Origin of the sequence: Timaviella obliquedivisa GSE-PSE-MK23-08B (assembly GCA_019358855.1) — a bacterium.
GTDB classification, from domain to species: domain Bacteria; phylum Cyanobacteriota; class Cyanobacteriia; order Elainellales; family Elainellaceae; genus Timaviella; species Timaviella obliquedivisa.
The window spans coordinates 1-17913 of record JAHHII010000025.1; the positions used below are offsets into that span (position 1 = coordinate 1).

Annotated in this window: 17 protein-coding genes; 13 read left to right on the forward strand and 4 right to left on the reverse strand. The window is 48.2% G+C overall.

Annotation, left to right across the window (positions count from 1 at the left end; translation table 11 throughout):
- Positions 1-89: transposase (locus tag KME11_22590; GenBank protein MBW4517999.1), on the forward strand; the 89-nt coding region annotated here is incomplete at its 5' end.
- 48 nt (positions 90-137) lie between these two features.
- On the opposite strand, the gene KME11_22595 is transcribed toward KME11_22590, so the two are convergent.
- On the reverse strand, positions 138-1442 hold the full coding sequence (locus tag KME11_22595) for a pentapeptide repeat-containing protein (protein ID MBW4518000.1): 1305 nt from the start codon (positions 1440-1442) through the stop codon (positions 138-140).
- A gap of 192 nt (positions 1443-1634) precedes the next feature.
- Here KME11_22595 and KME11_22600 point away from each other — a divergent pair, with 192 nt between their 5' ends.
- The gene (locus tag KME11_22600) at positions 1635-3782 is read left to right on the forward strand and encodes a CapA family protein (GenBank protein ID MBW4518001.1); all 2148 of its coding nucleotides are present in this window, start codon (positions 1635-1637) and stop codon (positions 3780-3782) included.
- A gap of 2 nt (positions 3783-3784) precedes the next feature.
- Positions 3785-4648 (forward strand): aldose epimerase, encoded by an 864-nt coding sequence (locus KME11_22605; protein MBW4518002.1) that lies wholly within the window; start codon positions 3785-3787, stop codon positions 4646-4648.
- Between the two features lie 15 nt (positions 4649-4663).
- On the opposite strand, the gene KME11_22610 is transcribed toward KME11_22605, so the two are convergent.
- Positions 4664-5926 (reverse strand): glycosyltransferase, encoded by a 1263-nt coding sequence (locus tag KME11_22610; GenBank protein ID MBW4518003.1) that lies wholly within the window; start codon positions 5924-5926, stop codon positions 4664-4666.
- A gap of 300 nt (positions 5927-6226) precedes the next feature.
- On the opposite strand from KME11_22610, the gene KME11_22615 reads away from it, so the two are divergent.
- The 5 genes from KME11_22615 to KME11_22635 all read left to right on the forward strand — a co-directional run bounded on the left by KME11_22615 (position 6227) and on the right by KME11_22635 (position 12530).
- Entirely contained in the window at positions 6227-7876 is a 1650-nt protein-coding gene (locus KME11_22615) for a glycosyltransferase family 39 protein (protein MBW4518004.1), read from the forward strand.
- Between the two features lie 117 nt (positions 7877-7993).
- The gene (locus tag KME11_22620) at positions 7994-8860 is read left to right on the forward strand and encodes a S1 RNA-binding domain-containing protein (protein ID MBW4518005.1); all 867 of its coding nucleotides are present in this window, start codon (positions 7994-7996) and stop codon (positions 8858-8860) included.
- A gap of 24 nt (positions 8861-8884) precedes the next feature.
- Positions 8885-9664 carry a Uma2 family endonuclease gene (locus KME11_22625; protein ID MBW4518006.1) on the forward strand — a complete coding sequence of 260 codons (780 nt, stop codon included), beginning with the start codon at positions 8885-8887 and terminating at the stop codon, positions 9662-9664.
- A gap of 168 nt (positions 9665-9832) precedes the next feature.
- Positions 9833-11803 carry an acetate--CoA ligase gene (gene acs / locus KME11_22630; GenBank protein MBW4518007.1) on the forward strand — a complete coding sequence of 657 codons (1971 nt, stop codon included), beginning with the start codon at positions 9833-9835 and terminating at the stop codon, positions 11801-11803.
- A gap of 229 nt (positions 11804-12032) precedes the next feature.
- Positions 12033-12530, forward strand: coding sequence for a hypothetical protein (locus KME11_22635; protein MBW4518008.1), 498 nt, complete (start codon positions 12033-12035; stop codon positions 12528-12530).
- 8 nt (positions 12531-12538) lie between these two features.
- Here the strand turns inward: KME11_22635 and KME11_22640 are convergent, their stop codons facing one another.
- The gene (locus KME11_22640; protein ID MBW4518009.1) at positions 12539-13156 is read right to left on the reverse strand and encodes a helix-turn-helix transcriptional regulator; all 618 of its coding nucleotides are present in this window, start codon (positions 13154-13156) and stop codon (positions 12539-12541) included.
- A gap of 348 nt (positions 13157-13504) precedes the next feature.
- On the reverse strand, positions 13505-13765 hold the full coding sequence (gene psaK, locus KME11_22645) for a photosystem I reaction center subunit PsaK (GenBank protein ID MBW4518010.1): 261 nt from the start codon (positions 13763-13765) through the stop codon (positions 13505-13507).
- A gap of 245 nt (positions 13766-14010) precedes the next feature.
- Here psaK and rnhA point away from each other — a divergent pair, with 245 nt between their 5' ends.
- The 5 genes from rnhA to KME11_22670 all read left to right on the forward strand — a co-directional run bounded on the left by rnhA (position 14011) and on the right by KME11_22670 (position 17896).
- Complete coding sequence (rnhA, locus tag KME11_22650; GenBank protein ID MBW4518011.1) at positions 14011-14499, forward strand: ribonuclease HI; 489 nt, start codon at positions 14011-14013, stop codon at positions 14497-14499.
- A 100-nt stretch (positions 14500-14599) separates the two neighbouring features.
- Positions 14600-14878, forward strand: coding sequence for a hypothetical protein (locus KME11_22655; GenBank protein ID MBW4518012.1), 279 nt, complete (start codon positions 14600-14602; stop codon positions 14876-14878).
- Between the two features lie 435 nt (positions 14879-15313).
- Positions 15314-16711 (forward strand): chromosomal replication initiator protein DnaA, encoded by a 1398-nt coding sequence (dnaA, locus tag KME11_22660; GenBank protein ID MBW4518013.1) that lies wholly within the window; start codon positions 15314-15316, stop codon positions 16709-16711.
- A gap of 46 nt (positions 16712-16757) precedes the next feature.
- Entirely contained in the window at positions 16758-17186 is a 429-nt protein-coding gene (locus tag KME11_22665; GenBank protein ID MBW4518014.1) for a hypothetical protein, read from the forward strand.
- Between the two features lie 71 nt (positions 17187-17257).
- Positions 17258-17896 (forward strand): hypothetical protein, encoded by a 639-nt coding sequence (locus KME11_22670; GenBank protein MBW4518015.1) that lies wholly within the window; start codon positions 17258-17260, stop codon positions 17894-17896.
- The last annotated feature ends 17 nt before the right edge of the window (positions 17897-17913 follow it).

Consider the following 17913-nt stretch of genomic DNA (forward strand, 5'->3'; position numbering starts at 1 on the left):
TGAACAAAGATTATGAACACCTTCCGCAGACCTCAGAGACTCTGATCTATCTGGCGATGATCCGGATTATGGTGAGGCGATTGGCGTAAAATCTGACTTGCCATAACTTTTCAAACATCCTCTAAGAAAGGCTACCCTTATCTGCCTAACAGGTTAGGAATGCCATCACAGCCACCTGGAATGGTTCCTCTCGTTCTAGCTCCGCCCCAGGCGCAGCAGTAATAACGCTGTTCTTCCGAGAGGCGCTGCGCGTTGGTAAAGTCTGCGTCTTCTACTACGGCTCCGGTGTGTTCACCAGTGGCATAGTTGGGGATGTCGATGCGGCTGCGAGGGGTGGCGGTTTTGGCAGAGCCGTAGAAGAAGCGGGTGCCCATGAGGTCTGCTTCTACCAGGGAGGCTTCGCAGAGAATGGTGCGGGCAAAGTTGGTTTTGACTAAATCAGCGCGGTAAAGATTGATGCGAATTAAGTTGATATCGGTTAAATCTGTCCAGCGCAGATCAGTTTTTGAAAGGTCGCTACCTGCCAGCATTACGCCCAGATCGACGACGCGTACCCCGAAGGCGCGGTCTTCAGCATAGCCGCCCATGCCGTCAAGGATGGCACGACCCAGCCGCCGATCGCGCTTAATCGGCGTTAACAGTCGAGAACGAGAGAGAAACCGCAGCACTTTAGCTTTACCGTTACCGTCAATGCTGCTGAGAATGGCAGCGGTACGTCCTTCCGCGATCGCCCTTTCCTGGGGCCAATCTTCTAGCAAGCCATCTTCGTCCAATACCAGTTCAGAAACGCCTTGAAAGTAAGAATCAATGGTTTGCTGTTGAGTAATTGTATTTTGTTGAATCGTTAAATCCTTAGAAATCACATACTGCCGCCAAGCCACAAAAACTGCCAGGATGGCGATCAAAATCTGTCCCACGGCTCCAATGACTTCACCTGTTGAGCCTAAAACATCCCAATTTAATTGGTAGTACCACACGCTTAAAGGTTGGGTTAGACCCATCAGATGCAGCAAGCCTACTGTGGCGATCGCCACCCCAACTAAGCTGAGGGTTAGAAGCTGCTGTTCGGGGGAAAGGATTTCGGCGATCGCCTTCTGAGCCGCTGTCGCAATCACGCGCAACGAAATTAACAGTGCCACGATCGCCCCTGCTCCACCTAGCCAAGCGTTTCCCAAAAATAGCCCGATCGTCATTAGCACCAGTGCCAGCACAATAATCCAGCCGACCGGAAGGGGCGCTTTAGATCTTTGAAACGTTTGGAGCGAACTGTAGCCCCTAGAGGGTTCAGAAAGCGCCGACTCAGTTAATCCGCTTAAGGTGCGGGCATCTAAAGGGGAGCTAGATCTGTCTCCATTAGGATTGTTCAAACTAGGATCGCTCAATTCCAGCGAATCAGCGGGAGTGAGGGGGGCGTTGTTGGGAGGAGGGTTACTCTCAGGCATAAGGGAGACGAGTGAAATGGATGCAGATCTATTTTCGATCATGCTTTAGAATAATCTGGCTTTCGGTGCTCCATCTCAAAATTTTCCTTTTATCATGTGGGGGATCAATGGGCTGATCCAGAAAGTGCAGACTAATTGTTTTAATCCGTCTGCTAGTTTCTGCCAGATTTAATGGGGAGTTAGGAAGAGAAAATGGCTGATTTAGAGAGTTCTTGGCAAGAATCGGTGATTAAGCTGGCGCAAACAGGCAATTTACGGGCGATCGCCTTTTGGTTAAATCGATACCTGGTACCTCAAGGCATTTGCGCCCAGGTGACTCATGAGCAACCGGGTAGCCTGTTGATTCGGGTGGTTTGCCATCGTCCGCCCGAACGCGAACGGCTGGTGCGATTCATCTGCCATCGACTTTGCAAGCTAAACGCGGCAGGCATTCAAGAGGCGCGGATTACGGCACAAATTATTGGATCGCCGACGCTGCTTTGGGAAAAATCTGCCCGGATTGCGTCGCCTGTGTGCAACTCGCTCATCTCGTCAGCGCCTGTTCCCTCCCTTGCGATCGGACAGATTCAACCGCTAAACCCTGCACCTGCTCGCCCGATCGCTCGTCAAAGCACTCAGGCAAAGGGCAAACATTCACTCAGCCTGCTTAAGCAGATTCCGATGCGGCTCATGAACCGTTTGTACCGTACTACCCAATTAACTGCTCATCAAACAGTTCGGCAATTAGCATCAGTGGGGCAACCCGTTGCGGGTATCTCGGAGCGATCGTCCGTAGCAGTTGCCCAATTACCCGATATGTTTTTGTATTCCAATCGTCCCAGCCACCTTTCTAGCAACGTCTCTGGCGCTGCTAGTCTCTCTAAACAAGCAGGCAATCTTGCCTTACCCCAGCTCCTCAAGCGCCAAATTAAGCGATCTTTGCGCGGGTTCCTGGCATTTCCACCCCATATTCGCATTCTGTTGCTGGCAGGCTCAATCGCTGCTGCTTTCTTGGTGGGATCAGCCTTTCATGCCCTACGAACTTTAGAATTCCCAAAGGGCTTACAGTCTTCAGACCCAGCCTCCTTTGGCAGCCGCAAGTTTTCTTTAGGATCTTCCAACACGGTTCAGACAGCGCTAGAAAATGTGCCCGTAATTCAGCAACCCGTCGTTAATCCCCAAGATCCAGTCGTGACGCTTCTATTTGCTAACAGTGCAACCTTAGGACGAGTTTCGCAAGGGAACACTCGTCGTTTGGCGGATATGGTCATTACTAGCCTAGACCAGCTACCCCGCTCTGTCACCGCGATCGCATCTCCTGTACCCCTGGGGTTAAGTTCTCCCGATGCTGATGCTGTTCCCCTTGATTCAGTGCCGCCTGATTCCTTGCCTCTAGCAGCCGCAGAAGAAGCTACAGAAGCCGCAGAAGAAGCTACAGAAGAAGCCGCAGAAGCCACAGAAATTAATTCAGACGTTGAAAATGCAGATATCCTAGCACCGTCTGCAATCTCCGAAATTACGATTCCCGATTTGTCTGCTAACGGCGTTGATATCGTCAACCTAGCCAGCAGTGGGCTAACGGCGGGCAGCGCTACTGATCTAGCTCAAGCCAAAGACCTCCTCCGCAGGAACGCAGTTTACGCGATCGGGGCAGGACAAAATCAAAACGAAACGCGCCGTCCCGTAGTGGTCGATGTCAAAGGGCAACGGATCGCCTACTTAGGATATTCCGACAAAATTCAGAATCCTGTAGAGCAAAACCTTGAAGGTGAGACTTCGGCAGACCAGATCCCCGTAGATGAGAACTCGGCAGATAAAAACGGCGCTGAAGTCAATGGCGCTCTTGAGGCGCAAATTACCCAAGATATCCAGGCAATTCGCGACCAGGTGGATTGGGTGATTGTGACTTATCAATGGAGCGAAGATTCAAAATCTTATCCTGAAGATTGGCAGGTAAGGCTGGCGCATTTAGCGGTAGATCATGGGGCTGATTTAGTGGTCGGCAATCGTCCAGGTGTGACTCAGGGCGGAGAAGTGTATCGGGGTAAGGCGATCGCTTATTCCCTCGGTAGTTCCATGAGCGAGGTAGATCAAGCTGGCGCATCTCCTGCCCTTAAAGTTACTCTGCACAACAAAACTATGAAGCTAGAGATTCTTCCCTTGCAGCTTGGACAACCCATGGCGAATGGCACAGATATTCAGCAAAAGTTCAAACAATCTTCTAGCTTGTTCGACCAGCCTCTAGAATCTCCTTTATTGCTAGATGGTCAAATTCGTCTGCCTGCTGCGCCCCAGTCGCCGCCGCCCAGCGCCGATCCTTTCATTAGCTATCCTCCTGACAAAGCCCTACCCCAACCCTAATTATGGTCACCCTTGACATTAACCCAGGTCAGTACAAAACCTATGTTCTGAGCGATCCGATCGCCAAAACCTGTCTAGAGATGGTTCCAGAACGGGGCGGCATCATTACCCGGTGGCAGGTCAACGGTCAGGACTTATTGTATTTGGATGGCGATCGCTTTGCTAATCCTAGTCTCAGTGTGCGGGGCGGCATTCCGATTCTGTTTCCCATTTGTGGAAATTTGCCAAATAATACCTACACCCATCAAGGAAGAACCTACACCTTAAAACAGCATGGGTTTGCGCGAGATTTACCCTGGACTGTGAGCGACAGTTCGCCTCAAGATGGCATCACCCTTACACTCAAAAGCAACAACCAGACCTATGCCATTTATCCCTTTGACTTCGAGCTAACCTTTACCTATCGGCTGCAAGGTAACGCGCTGCTCATTCAACAGAGCTACATGAATCGATCGCCAGAACCCATGCCATTTTCGACAGGACTCCATCCCTACTTTGCAGTATCAGATGCGGCATCAGAGAAGACGCAGCTTCAGTTTGATATCCCAGCCACCCAATTGACGAATCAAATCGATCAAACACAGCATCCTTTTTCTGGACAATTTGACTTTGGGCAAACAGAAATCGACGTGGCATTTCGTCACGTAGCGCGACAAGAAGCCAGCGTCACCCATTCAGGTCATCGACTCATCCTAAGCTACGATTCAATTTACGCCAATCTTGTTTTTTGGACGATCAAAGGTAAAGACTATTACTGCCTGGAACCCTGGAGTGCGCCACGAAATGCAATGAATACGGGAGAGGATTTGACCGTGCTAGAACCGGGATCCACGGCTGAAACGTGGGTGAAATTAGCAGTCGGTTAAAGTTCCTATAATTTCCTACTTTTTAACTTCTGTGCTGCGCCAACTCAGCTTGAGGTTGATCCAGAAATTCCAAAGTGTAACCGCTGCGATCGCCAGGAAATTTGCAGCATAGGCATTTAGATGCAATCCATTAAACAAGACATTCAATAGAAGTATCTTTAAGACCAATCCCATTAAACAAACGATGTTGAATTTCATTAATCGTTTGATTCGCTGCCGCCAACCTCGCTGCTGGCGGGAAACGTCGCCAAATGTCCAAACATCGTTCCAAAAAAAGTTGTTGAGAATCGCAAGTTCACCCGCCAAGATAGCGCTGCGGGTTAATCCTAGCCCTAACCCTCCATAAAACAGGTGAAGCAGTCCCATATCTACTGCTAATCCACTCAGCCCCACCATCCCGAAGCGAATAAAGCGCCCTAAGGGGAAATTGATTCGCTGTTTAATTTTGCCGACTCGTCCAGTGGCTAAACGGAGGCGCAGTAGATGATGGAGATATTCTTGATACTGCCGCCAGGTAACTTTGCTTTCACCCTCTTCCCGCTCTCGAAAGACATACCCGACTTCGCCAATGCGCTCAATATTGCCGCGCCCAACGACCTCAATCAAAATCTTGTAACCCTTAGGATTAAGCGTCCGATTAGCGATCGCTTCACGCTTCACCAAGAAGTAGCCACTCATGGGGTCAGAAATCCGCCCAATGACCCTCGGCAGCACCATCAACCCCAGCAGTTGTGCCCCCCTCGATAAAAACCGCCGCTTTGCACTCCAATTACTCACGCCGCCGCCATCCACGGTGCGACTTGCCACTGCCAAATCTGCTCCCTGGCGAACGGTGCCCAATAGCTGCGCTAACACTTCGGGAGGGTGCTGCAAGTCTCCATCAATAACGCCCAAAACTTCACCCCGTGCCGCTTGCCATCCCCGAATCACAGCAGTGGCTAACCCACGCTCCGTCTGTCGCCGCATCACCTGAAGTTGGGGATAGCGCTCAGTCAAGCCCAGAGCAATTTCCCAGGTGCGATCGGGGCTGTTGTCATCAACCACAATCAGTTCGTAGTCATGGGGCAAAATTTCGTCTAGCAGATCGCTGAGAAGCGCCACCATTTTCTCAATATTCTGACCTTCTTGGTAGGTTGGCACAATTAGAGAAAAATAGACTGAGCTTTGCCTGCCATCCGCAGCTTCCCGTCTAGGAATTTTTAGGGCTGCTGTTGGCACGGACAGGAGGCGATCGCTGTTGATCTCAGGGCTGTTGACTCTGGCGGATTGAGGGTGCATAGCCATATTTAGCGAAGTATCACTATCCAATATTTCATCTATCTGTTACAGATAGGCGAAAATTGTGCATTTTTCTAATAAAAAAGACCGTACGGTTGAAAAGATGAAGATTTGAAGCCGATTGATTAAACCCCCCGGACTTAGGGTTAACTGCGTTCATATTTTTCTTATTTACACAAATAAAGATTAGACAAACTTCAGCCTAAATTTCCTGAAAAACTCATCTTTTATCCGATTAATAGCGCATGACTAAGCATCTTGCTGGTTTTTGATGGATGTTGATTACTGAAGGCTGAACCCATGAATCTAAAGAATCAGTCCCGTGTCGCAACTCTCTATTTAATGGCTGTGGCGATCGCCTTGAGCATTTTTCTCCGTCTCACTCATTTAGACACCAAGATCTCGTCTTTTGATGAAGTATTCACAGCTCTTAGAGTTTCAGGATATACCGAAGCAGAATTAGTCACCGATCTTTCTAACCCTGTGCGTCCTGTTGATATCCAGTATCTGCAAAAGTACCAGCGTCCTAACTCTGAAAAAACAGTTCTCAATACTATTACAGGATTAGCCCAAGAAGAACCTCAACTCGCTCCCCTCTACTACATCATCATCAAGCTTTGGGCAGACTTCGCAGGCGGCTCAATGGCAATGCTTCGGAGTGGCTCGGCAGTGATTAGCTTGTTAGCGTTTCCCTGCATTTATTGGTTGGGTTTAGAATTGTTCAATTCCCGTCTCACCGCAAGTATTGCAACTGTCTTATTAGCTGCTTCTCCTTACTACCTAATGTATTCGCAAGATGCCCGACATTACAGTTTGTGGGCGGTTTGCATTCTTTTCAGCAGCGCAGTTTTATTAAAAGTGAGTCGTTCTGGTAGCAAAATCGGCTGGATTATTTATGCCTTAAGTTTTACCGTAAGTCTCTACACAGTCTTAATTTCTGGCATTGTGGGAATAGGACATTTAATTTACACCGTTGGGGTGTCGAAAGGTCGCCCCTCCAAAGTTCTTTCTCACTTATTGGCTTTGACAGCGGGCTTGGCTGCCTTTGCACCCTGGATAGTAGTGGTCATTGAAAATAGTTCGCAAGTCAAAAAAATGTCTGGGCAAGTCCCTTCTGAAAAGCTGAGTATATTCGAGCTGGCAAGAGGTTGGGTGCGCCTGCCAGGAAAATTGCTGTATGAATTGAACCAGCCTAGCGATGCGCCATTTCCTGAAAAGATATTTCAATATTTTTTAACGGTATTTTGTATAGTCTTTGTGCTCTATGCCCTCTATATTTTATGCCGAACTACAGGTAAGGAAGTTTGGTTATTTGTCCTGACATTAATTGGAACGACTGGCTTTGGGCTAGTGGTGCAAGATTTAACGCTGGGTGGTCATTCAGGCACAGGGGGAATGTCAAACCTGATCAGGTATCTAGTTCCTTGTTTTCTGGGACTCATTTTGGCGATCGCCCATTTGTTTTCCTTTCAAATTACCCATAGCCCATCCTGGAAGCATCGACTATGGCAGGGCGGACTGACCGTTTTTGTAGCAACACAGATCATTCTTAGCCTATCAATCTGGCAAGCCCCGATCGCTTCCGTCAATGGAAAACTGGAACTAATTCAAATGAATGTGGCAGCACTTAAAGCCATAAATCAAACAGAAAGCCCCTTACTAGTAACCGACTCCAGTGCCTGGGAGGTCATGTATCTCATTCAAAATTTGAAGCCAAGCGCACAAATTCTGACTCGACCATTTTGTACTAGTTGCAATTTAGATATCAACCCAACAGCGTTTGTCCCTGCTCCTACCCAAACCCTAGATCAGTACCCAAACATCTTTTTGTATCCGAATCCTTCAGAAGCCGTGTTGGACTGGGCAAAGCAGCAAACCGCATTTCAACTTAAGGAAACACTCTTATTACCCAATCAAGCGACCAAGCTGATTAGCCTAGACCGAATTTGACAGCCATGACTATAACTTTTTCTCAATCTCTATGCCAAACTCCCGAAGAATTGACTATATTGGAACACTGACAGACCCCGTGTTGATTCTTGCAGGAGACTACCCTTGTCCTTTTCAATGGATGATTTCGCCAAAGCCTTAGAGCAGCATGACTACCAGTTCCAAAAAGATCAGGTAGTGAGGGGCAAGGTGGCAAGCTACGATTCTTTTGGCGCTTACATTGATATTGGGGGCAAAGCAGCGGCTTATTTGCCTCAAGATGAGGTATCTATTCGGCAGGTCACTAACCTGGCTGAGTTTTTGCCCGAAGGCGAAGAACGCGAATTTTTGATTGTGCGTGAGCAAGATGCTGATGGGCAGGTCACTCTATCGCTGCGTCAGCTAGAACTGAAGAAGACCTGGGAAAAAATGGCTGACATGCAAGAGAGCAGCCAAACATTGCAAGCACGGGTGAGCGGTGTGAATAAGGGCGGTGTTACTGCCGATGTGCAAGGCATTCGCGGGTTCATCCCCCGATCGCACCTAGTCGATCGCAACAATCTTGAATCTCTCATTGGCAAAGCGATCACAGTGAGCTTATTAGAAGTTGACCCTGCTCGTAAAAAGCTTGTGCTTTCCCAGCGCCTAGCGACTCAGGCAGTGAGTTTGAGCCAGCTCGAAATTGGACAGTTGGTGAACGGGGCGATCGCCACCATCAAGCCCTTCGGTTTATTTATAGACTTTGAAGGCGCAACGGGGCTGTTGCACATCAACCAAATCAGCAAAAACTACATTTCTTCGCTCGAAGCGATGTTTCAACCAGGGCAACCCATCAAAGCCATGATTGTGGACTTAGACACCGTTAAAAATCGAATTTCGCTGTCTACCAAGGTTTTAGAAAACTATCCTGGCGAGATGGTAGAAAAAATGGCGGAAGTGATGGCAGAAGCAGAGGTGCGGGCTGAGAAAGCGCGCAAAGAGTTAGGCGGCGGACGAGGAGAATAGGCTCTATTTTCTGGTGGATTTTCTATGGTCACTCAGGTCTCTACCCCAGCTATTTTTTATCCTTCTGAGGATGGCGAACCTTTGGCAGAAACGTTTGATCATCTCTACGCCATTTTGACAACTCTGGAAGTTCTCAAACAGTTTCTGACAGGATTACAGGCAACCGTTTTGAGTGACCAGTTTTTGTATTACATCGAAGGGCGACCGACTGCCCGTGTCGCCCCGGATGTCATGGTGATTTTTGACGTTGCTCCGGGCGGACGAGATCACTACAAAATTTGGCAAGAAGGACAGGTGCCCACAGTCATTTTTGAAATGACCTCTAAAGGCACCGAAGATCACGATAAGACGTTCAAGAAAACACTTTATGAACAGCTTGGCGTGCAGGAGTATTGGCTGTTTGACCCTAAAGGCGAATGGATTGAAGGACAGCTTCAGGGCTATCGTTTGCGCGGAGAGAGCTACGAACCCATCACTGATGGCAAATCTGTCCCGCTCCAGCTTCATATTGCCGTTGAGGGCAAGCTTCTAGGCTTTTACCGGGAAGATACGGGTGAGAAATTACTTCTCCCTGATGAATTATTAACGGCACTCCGGGAAGAGATGCGGCGACGGGTGGCAGCGGAAGACCGAGCAGAGCAGGCGGAAGTTAGGGCAGAGCAAGTGGAACAAGCTCAGAAAGAGGCGATTCCGAAGCTATTAGCCATGGGGTTATCGGTAGAGCAAGCGGCTGAGGCAATGGGTTTGACGGTGGAAGCGGTGAGGACGATCGCATCGACCTCGCAAGAAGGCGGTCAGGCTTAGTATCGTAACAGGTCTTACTGAGGGGGATGCAGGTTGGATCTTTTTAAGGAAGTCCGACTTTCTGGCGATCGCACTCACTCCACTCACCCCGACCTTGAAAAATCGTAACTGCTTGATCATTCAGGGCAAAAGCAAAGTATTTTTTGATCAGAAGTCTACAAAAGCCCTATGTCAGAATCCACCATTGAATCTATTCTTCATGAAAACCGCTTGTTCCAGCCTCCTGCCGAGTTTTCGCAGCAGGCAGTGGTTAAAAGTCTGGCAGAGTACGAGCAGCTTTATGCACAGGCAAAAGCCGACCCTGAAAAGTTTTGGGCAGACCTCGCCACTACAGAACTGCACTGGTTCCAAACCTGGGATACGGTTCTAGATTGGCAGCCGCCCACTGCTCGGTGGTTTGTGAATGGCAAAATCAACATTTCTTACAATTGCCTCGATCGCCATCTCACCACAGCCCGACGCAACAAAGCCGCTCTCATTTGGGAAGGCGAACCGGGCGACAGCCGCACCTTGACCTATGCGCAGTTGCACCGAGAAGTGTGTCAGTTTGCCAATGCCTTAAAACAATTGGGCGTGAACAAGGGCGACGTGGTTGGCATTTATATGCCCATGATTCCTGAAGCGGCGATCGCCATACTTGCCTGTGCCCGAATTGGCGCACCCCATACGGTGATATTTGGTGGTTTTAGCGCCGAGGCGTTGCGCGATCGCCTGGTGGACGGCAAAGCCAAACTGGTGATTACAGCCGATGGCGGTTGGCGGAAAGATGCGATCGTGCCGCTCAAAGAGCAGGTTGATAAGGCGCTGGCAGATGGACAAGTGCCCTCGGTCGAGAGCGTGCTGGTGGTGCGTCGCACGGCACAAGCAATGACCATAACTGAAGGACGGGATCATTGGTGGCACGACTTGCAGAAAACGGTGTCTGCTCATTGTCCTGCTGAACCGCTGGACAGCGAAGATATGCTGTTTATTCTCTATACCTCTGGCAGTACGGGCAAACCCAAGGGTGTAGTGCACACAACAGGCGGCTACAATTTGTACACCCATATGACAACGAAGTGGATTTTTGATCTGCGGGAAACCGATGTTTACTGGTGTACGGCTGATGTCGGTTGGATTACGGGACACAGCTACATTGTCTACGGGCCACTGTCAAATGGGGCGACGACGGTGATGTATGAAGGAGCGCCTCGGGCATCAAACTTAGGATGCTTTTGGGATGTGATTGAGAAGCATGGTGTGAACGTTTTTTACACGGCTCCAACTGCGATTCGAGCCTTTATTAAGATGGGCGAGGAGATTCCAAATGCACGGGATTTATCTTCGCTGAGACTATTGGGTACGGTGGGCGAACCCATTAACCCCGAAGCCTGGATGTGGTACAACCACGTCATTGGGGGCGATCGCTGTCCCATTGTTGATACTTGGTGGCAAACCGAAACGGGGGGCATTATGATTACGCCGCTGCCAGGGGCGATCGCTACTAAACCCGGTTCGGCAACACGCCCTTTCCCTGGCATTTTTGCTGAAATTGTTGATCTAGACGGAAACCCTGTCCCCGCCAACGAAGGCGGCTATTTAGCAATTACCCATCCTTGGCCTGGAATGATGCGGACGGTCTACGGCGACCCCGATCGCTTCCGGCGCACCTACTGGGAACACATTCCGCCTCGTGATGGCAAATACCTCTACTTTGCCGGAGACGGCGCTCGACAAGATGAAGACGGCTATTTTTGGGTGATGGGTCGCGTCGACGATGTGATCAGTGTGTCGGGTCATCGCCTCGGCACGATGGAAATTGAGTCGGCGTTAGTCTCTCATCCTGCGGTTGCTGAGGCGGCTGTAGTGGGTAAGCCAGATGAGTTGAAGGGCGAAGAAGTAGTGGCGTTTGTAACGCTAGAGGGCACCTACAGCGGCAGCGATGCGTTAATGAAAGAACTCAAGTCTCACGTTGTTAAAGAGATTGGGGCATTGGCACGTCCGGGAGAAATTCGATTTAGCGATGCATTGCCTAAAACGCGATCGGGAAAAATTATGCGCAGGCTGTTGCGATCGCTGGCAGCAGGTCAAGAGATTACGGGAGATACTTCAACATTAGAAGATCGCTCTGTGTTAGATAAGCTGCGCGAGGGCAGCTAAATGGATTCTAAACATCAGAACGGTAGGATAAAACTGTGCTTTATTTTACCGTTCTGATGACTCAAGGTTGCCGAATAATCAGCAAAATAACACACCAACTTGCCGTCACTGCAATAACCGCTAGGTTCAATTGCCAGAAAATATCTTGAGCAGCCATAACACAGGGAATTAATCGAACATACCAGCATTCCCTCATTTCCAGTAAAAATTAAACTTAGAAGGTTGAACGATGAGTGCATCTAGCCCCCAGTTTTTGACTGTTGAGTCCAGTGCCGGACATAAATACATAGACATTTTGCAAGACGTAATTAAGCGAATGGCAGGCAATAGTTCTAATTGCAAAAGCTTATGCATTACCTTGGTATCGGCGATCGCTGTCGTCGTTACCAATAAAGAAAAGGCAAGCTACGTCTGGATTACGCTAATTCCGGTCGTGCTATTTTGTTTTTTAGACGCTTATTACTTAGGTTTAGAACAAGGATTTCGAGTAACGTATGACGAGTTCGTTAGAAGATTGCAGAACGGCGTAGCAACAACTAAAGACCTGTTTGTCGTCATTCCTAAAGAAAAGATTAAGAAGCATCAGGCAGACGGTTCCATAACCCTAGAAATAAAGTCTTTTGCTCCGTTTCGTGGAACACTAAAAGCTTTGAGTTCTGTTGCTGTTTTTCCGTTTTACCTGACGCTCTTGGTGCTGCTTTTGTTAGGTCGGTTTCTAGCTTTTTAGCGTAGCTTTTACAAAGCTGCTGCTCGCTTAACGTGAATGTTTTTGATATGCTTTTTCACCGTGTTTTCTGCTAAAAAAAGTCGGGCAGCAATTTCTTTGTAAGAGCAACCTGCTCGCTTAAGTCGCCATACATCAGTTTCGCGTGCAGTTAAGCCGTACTTTATAGATTCAGCGATCGCCCGATACTGAGCAGATTGCGACTGATCTTCCAAAGTTACCAGAAGGCAGGCTTGAGGAAAGTTTTCCACCGTTAGCCAACGAACCCGAATCCGAATGGCACCAAGTGGGCTAGAAATTTCATCCTCAATGGTCAATGGCTGTTCAGGAAACAACTCACGGCTATCTATTACTGCCTGACAACACCGCCAAACCGAGGGTGGAATGACTTCTTGGTGAACGACATTTGAAGTAAATTGCTGACAAATTTGCAGTGCATAGCAGTTAGCATGAATTAATTCTCCTTTTGCAGAAACCATCATGACTCCGTCCATTAAGCCTTCCATAACGCCTTGTAAAAGGTTGTTAAAAGGTTGAGCAAGGCATTCCTTAGTGCTAACGGCGGCTTGAACTTCTGTTGATTGAACTAAATGAACTTGACGATTGGTAGTGCGAGTTAATGTGTTCATAACGGGGGGCTTACTGACTCTACATCAACGTGTTTGGAACTTAGTTTCAATAAACGACACTTGCCTGGTCAGTAAAAGCCCTGGTGTTCCACTACTACAACTGCGCTCAGGTTTTTGGCAAAAATGTCCTAAGATGAACCCGTTTTATTCTAAAATACTCCCAATTTTTAAACTGGTTCACCCGATCGGGTGAAGTGCGATCGGGTGAAAATCCTCAGAGACTAAAAAAAATCCTCATGCAGCAGTTCTTGAAGTTTTGTAACCCTTAAACCTACTGACAAAAAATTACCCCCAAAATCCTCTATTAATAAGGATTTTAGGGGGCAGTATTGAACAAGAAATTTTGACTTAAATCACACCCAAGTTAGACAGCCCCAAAATTACGCCTGCCCCTAAGACATGACCTAACGAAGCTGAGCCGATTACTGCAGCTAAACTGAGATCGCCAAACACGCCACCACCAGGCATTGGGGGGCCTACGTTCGGTTGTTGAATCGCAAATCTACCAATGGCGATCGCCACTATATTGCAAAAAAGCATAATGATGCCAATGGTGGGGCTCCATTCCAGGGTTCTGGGCAGAAGGGCTAGTAAGGGTAAAGTAAACAAGAGCGTGTCTCCTTAAAACTTATTAAATCACTGCAAATCTCTGAGATGGCTGCCAAGCAGGAGCATCTGTCCACAGAAAACTATTTACCAAAAAAACGTAGCCTGTAGGCACATGTCGCATTAATAGTTAACATTCTGAGAGAGATAGCTGTTGCATGATCTCATAATGTTCTGAATGCCCCATCCGCTAAACTGTCAAATATTTAACCCTACGTCCTGACTGTCCCTCCCCTAGCTCTAATTCCATGACCCATTTGATTCAAAGCATCTACACCGATGGCGCATGTTCCGGTAACCCTGGCCCTGGTGGCTGGGGCACAGTCGTCTATTTTGCGGATGGTTCTGTTCATGAACTAGGAGCGGCTGCACCCCAAACCACTAACAACCGCATGGAAATGCAAGCGGCGATCGCGGGCATTGAATATCTTCTTGCCTCTGGTCAAACTCAGCCCGTAATCCTTTACACTGACAGCGAATATGTCAAAAATGGCATTACCCAATGGATTAAAGGCTGGAAGAAGAAAGGCTGGAAAACCTCTACTGGCAAAGCTGTCTTGAACCAAGACCTCTGGGAAATTCTTGATGAACTGAGCCAGCGCACTCCTGGAATTTTGCAATGGCAATATGTCCGAGGACATTCAGGCAACATTGGCAATGAACGCTGTGATAGGATTGCTCGTACCTTTTCGTTAGGGCAAACCCCTCAGCTAAAGCAGTTAGCCAGAGAGTGCTAAGCCCTGAACACGAACCGTATTCTAGAGCACATTAACATGTGTAAAGGTCAAAGAAAATGTGGCATCTTACCTGATCGCATTCCTCTCACTCAGTGCAACTATGGTAGATTCTGCTACACCTCTGCTCTCAGATGCTCCTGACCTTCCCCGAGAAGCGCGGGTTGTACAGCTTCGTAGTTTAGTGGATACGCTACATATGGCAGATGAAATTGCTCGTCAGGGCTATCTAATTACCAGTTCAGAACTTGCAGATTTAATCGATGTTAATGCCAGCGCCGTCACTAGCCGAGGCGACAACTGGATTTGGCGCAATTGGGTCGTCTCAAGAGTTCGCCGTGAAGGGAATCAAATCCTCTGGCAGCTAGAACGAGTAGACTAAAACAAATCTCTACTTGTTGATCCCCAGTGTCTGAGAAGCTAAGGATTAGTAAATCTGGCTGAAAATTACCCCATATCTTCATCTCGCTATCATCCAAGCCTAATCTAGCAGTTGATATTTCTAAAATCTCTACGACAAAAAAAATATCGCTATATCTAGAATTTTATGCAATGCTGTTATCCACATCTAGTAGTCCGAGCCTGCTCGAAGATTAAAAAAAAGTTAAGGATGCAGCATACAAATGGTGCTCTGGAGAGGCTGAAATGTTAAAGCCAATTAAACCACGGTACAAAGTAAATTTAATAGGCTATAACTTGATCCTTCTGAACAAAAGGCAGTTAGGCAATTGACGATCGCGATCGCTGATAGTCGGCTTTTAACGCTGGCTTAATCTTAGAAAAATTTAGGGACTTGAGGGGCACAGTGGAAATAGCACTGGAAACAACACTAGAAAATTTTTGGGATCAGGTGTTGGAGCGGTTACAGCTTCAACTCAGTCGCCCTACGTTTGAAACCTGGATTAAGTCTGCAACTGCGGAAGAGTTGGATGATAAGCGTTTGGTCATTTGTACCCCAAATACGTTTGCTCGAAGCTGGATTCAGAAGTACTACTTAAAAGCGATCGCCGATGTCGTCGAAGAACTCTTGGGTCACGCGGTCGAAATTCACATCTCTGTGCGCCCTGGCTCCGAGGCAGAAACCCTCCCCGAGTCTATGGACGTACTTTGGCCGCTTCCCGTTGAACCCGTTGCTCCAGCCGGCGATCAGCCGCCTTCAACCGCTAAGCTTCGCCACACGGAGCTAAACCACAAATACGTCTTTTCCCGTTTCGTTGTCGGTGCCACCAACCGCATGGCGCACGCCGCTTCATTGGCAGTCGCCGAGTCTCCAGGGCGCGAATTTAATCCCCTGTTCCTCTGTGGTGGAGTTGGGTTAGGTAAGACCCATTTAATGCAAGCAGTCGGGCATTATCGCCTAGAAATCGATCCGAGCGCCAGAATTTTTTACGTTTCTACGGAGCAGTTTACTAATGATCTTATCTCTGCCATCCGTAAAGACAGTATGCAGAGCTTTCGTGAGCACTATCGTGCCGTAGACGTGCTGCTAGTAGACGACATTCAATTTATTGAAGGCAAAGAATATACTCAGGAAGAATTTTTTCATACTTTCAACACGCTTCACGAAGCCGGGAAACAGGTTGTTATTGCGTCCGATCGCCCCCCTAGCCAAATCCCTCGGCTGCAAGAACGCCTCTGTTCTCGCTTCTCCATGGGGCTGATTGCCGATATTCAATCTCCTGATTTAGAAACCCGGATGGCAATTCTGCAAAAGAAAGCAGAATACGAAAACATGCGCCTGCCCCGCGACGTGATTGATTACATTGCCTCTAGCTACACCACCAATATTCGAGAGCTAGAAGGAGCCTTGATTCGGGCTGTGGCATACGTGTCGATTTCGGGGTTGCCCATGACCGTCGAAAACATTGCTCCTGTCCTTAATCCCCCTAGTGACCAAGTTGAGGCTTCACCCGAATCAGTCATTAAAGCGGTGTCAGAAATGTTTAATGTTTCCATTGAAGACCTCAAGAGTAGCTCCCGTCGCCGTGAAATCAGCGTGGCAAGACAAATTGGCATGTTCCTCATGCGCCAACACACCGATTTGAGTCTGCCTAAAGTAGGAGAAGTTTTTGGTGGAAAAGACCACACAACGGTGATGTATAGCTGCGAAAAAATTGCTCAACTTAAAGAGACTGATGTTGAACTGGCTCGTAGCTTACGACAGTTGAGCGATCGCATTTCGATATCCAGTCAGCCAGAAAAATCCCGAAAGTAAGGGCGCACCCCTGAAGAGAGGATCAGGAATACTTAAGACAAGCTACATGTTTGGATTTGAATTTTACTTGCTGATGGGAGTCATTGCTGTTGTCGTCTTTTGGACGGCGGCGGCGACTGGCTTCAAGTGGTTTCAACAATATCGACTCAAACGTAGCCGTAAGGGACAAAACCGCCAAAGTTTCGTCCGTTATTTTATTGTAGAAGGAATTCCAGAAGCCATTGCGATCGAAGTATACCGATATCTTCAAAAGCTGCAATTGGTCAAAAATTTTCCAGTAAGTCCGGAAGATAACATAGAACAAGTTTATGGTTTGCAAGATGAAGACTTGACTGAGGCGATCGTTGCAATTGCACAAATCTGTAGAGTGCCTATCCCGCCCGAAAACTCGCCTCTCTGGTCTCAAGCGCATGTCTTTAGCGTTGAAGACTTAATCCGATTCATTGATTTTCTCCGCCAATCGAACTCAGGTTAATCAAAGTGACACAGATCACGTGAACCCTTTCTCTCTCAAGGTACTCTGAGCAAAAAGCTTGGAGTACCTTGATGCCGACATTGACTAACTTCCGACTGACCTTAAAAAATTCTGCATTGCCTCAACCGACGGCAGTCTTGCCTAATGCAACTTCTCCTGAAAACTCTTTCAAAGCCTCCTACTTTCGCAGGAGTCAACAGGCAACCCCTCGCCGATCTCTCAAGGCGATCGCTGATTCTGCTGGCTTAAGCAAACCAGAAGCCAAGCTTGCCAACCAGATTCAGCAATATCGCCAAGCAAACGGATTGCCTGCCATTCGCCTCTCTCAGGCTCTCACCTTAGTTGCCCATCGCCATGTGCAAGACCTGGTACAAAACGGCTCCCCCAACGCGCTCCACTCCTGGAGCGATGCCCCTTACAACTCCAGCAATCCAGCAACCTATCCCTCCATGTGGGAAGCTCCTCAGCGGCTTAAAACCGGATACTCTGGCAACGGCTATGAGATTGCCTTCTGGACTAGCACCAACAATGCTAAACCGGCTCAAGCCCTGGCTGCGTGGAAAGGTAGCCCCAGTCACAATGTCGTGATTCTCAATCGAGAAATTTGGCAACAGCCCTGGAGAGCAATGGGTGTAGGTATCCACAAAGGCTATGCTGTCGTTTGGTTTGGCAATCAGCGCGATCGCTCCGGTCAACCCTCCACCTTATAGAGACGACTTCTCCTGCA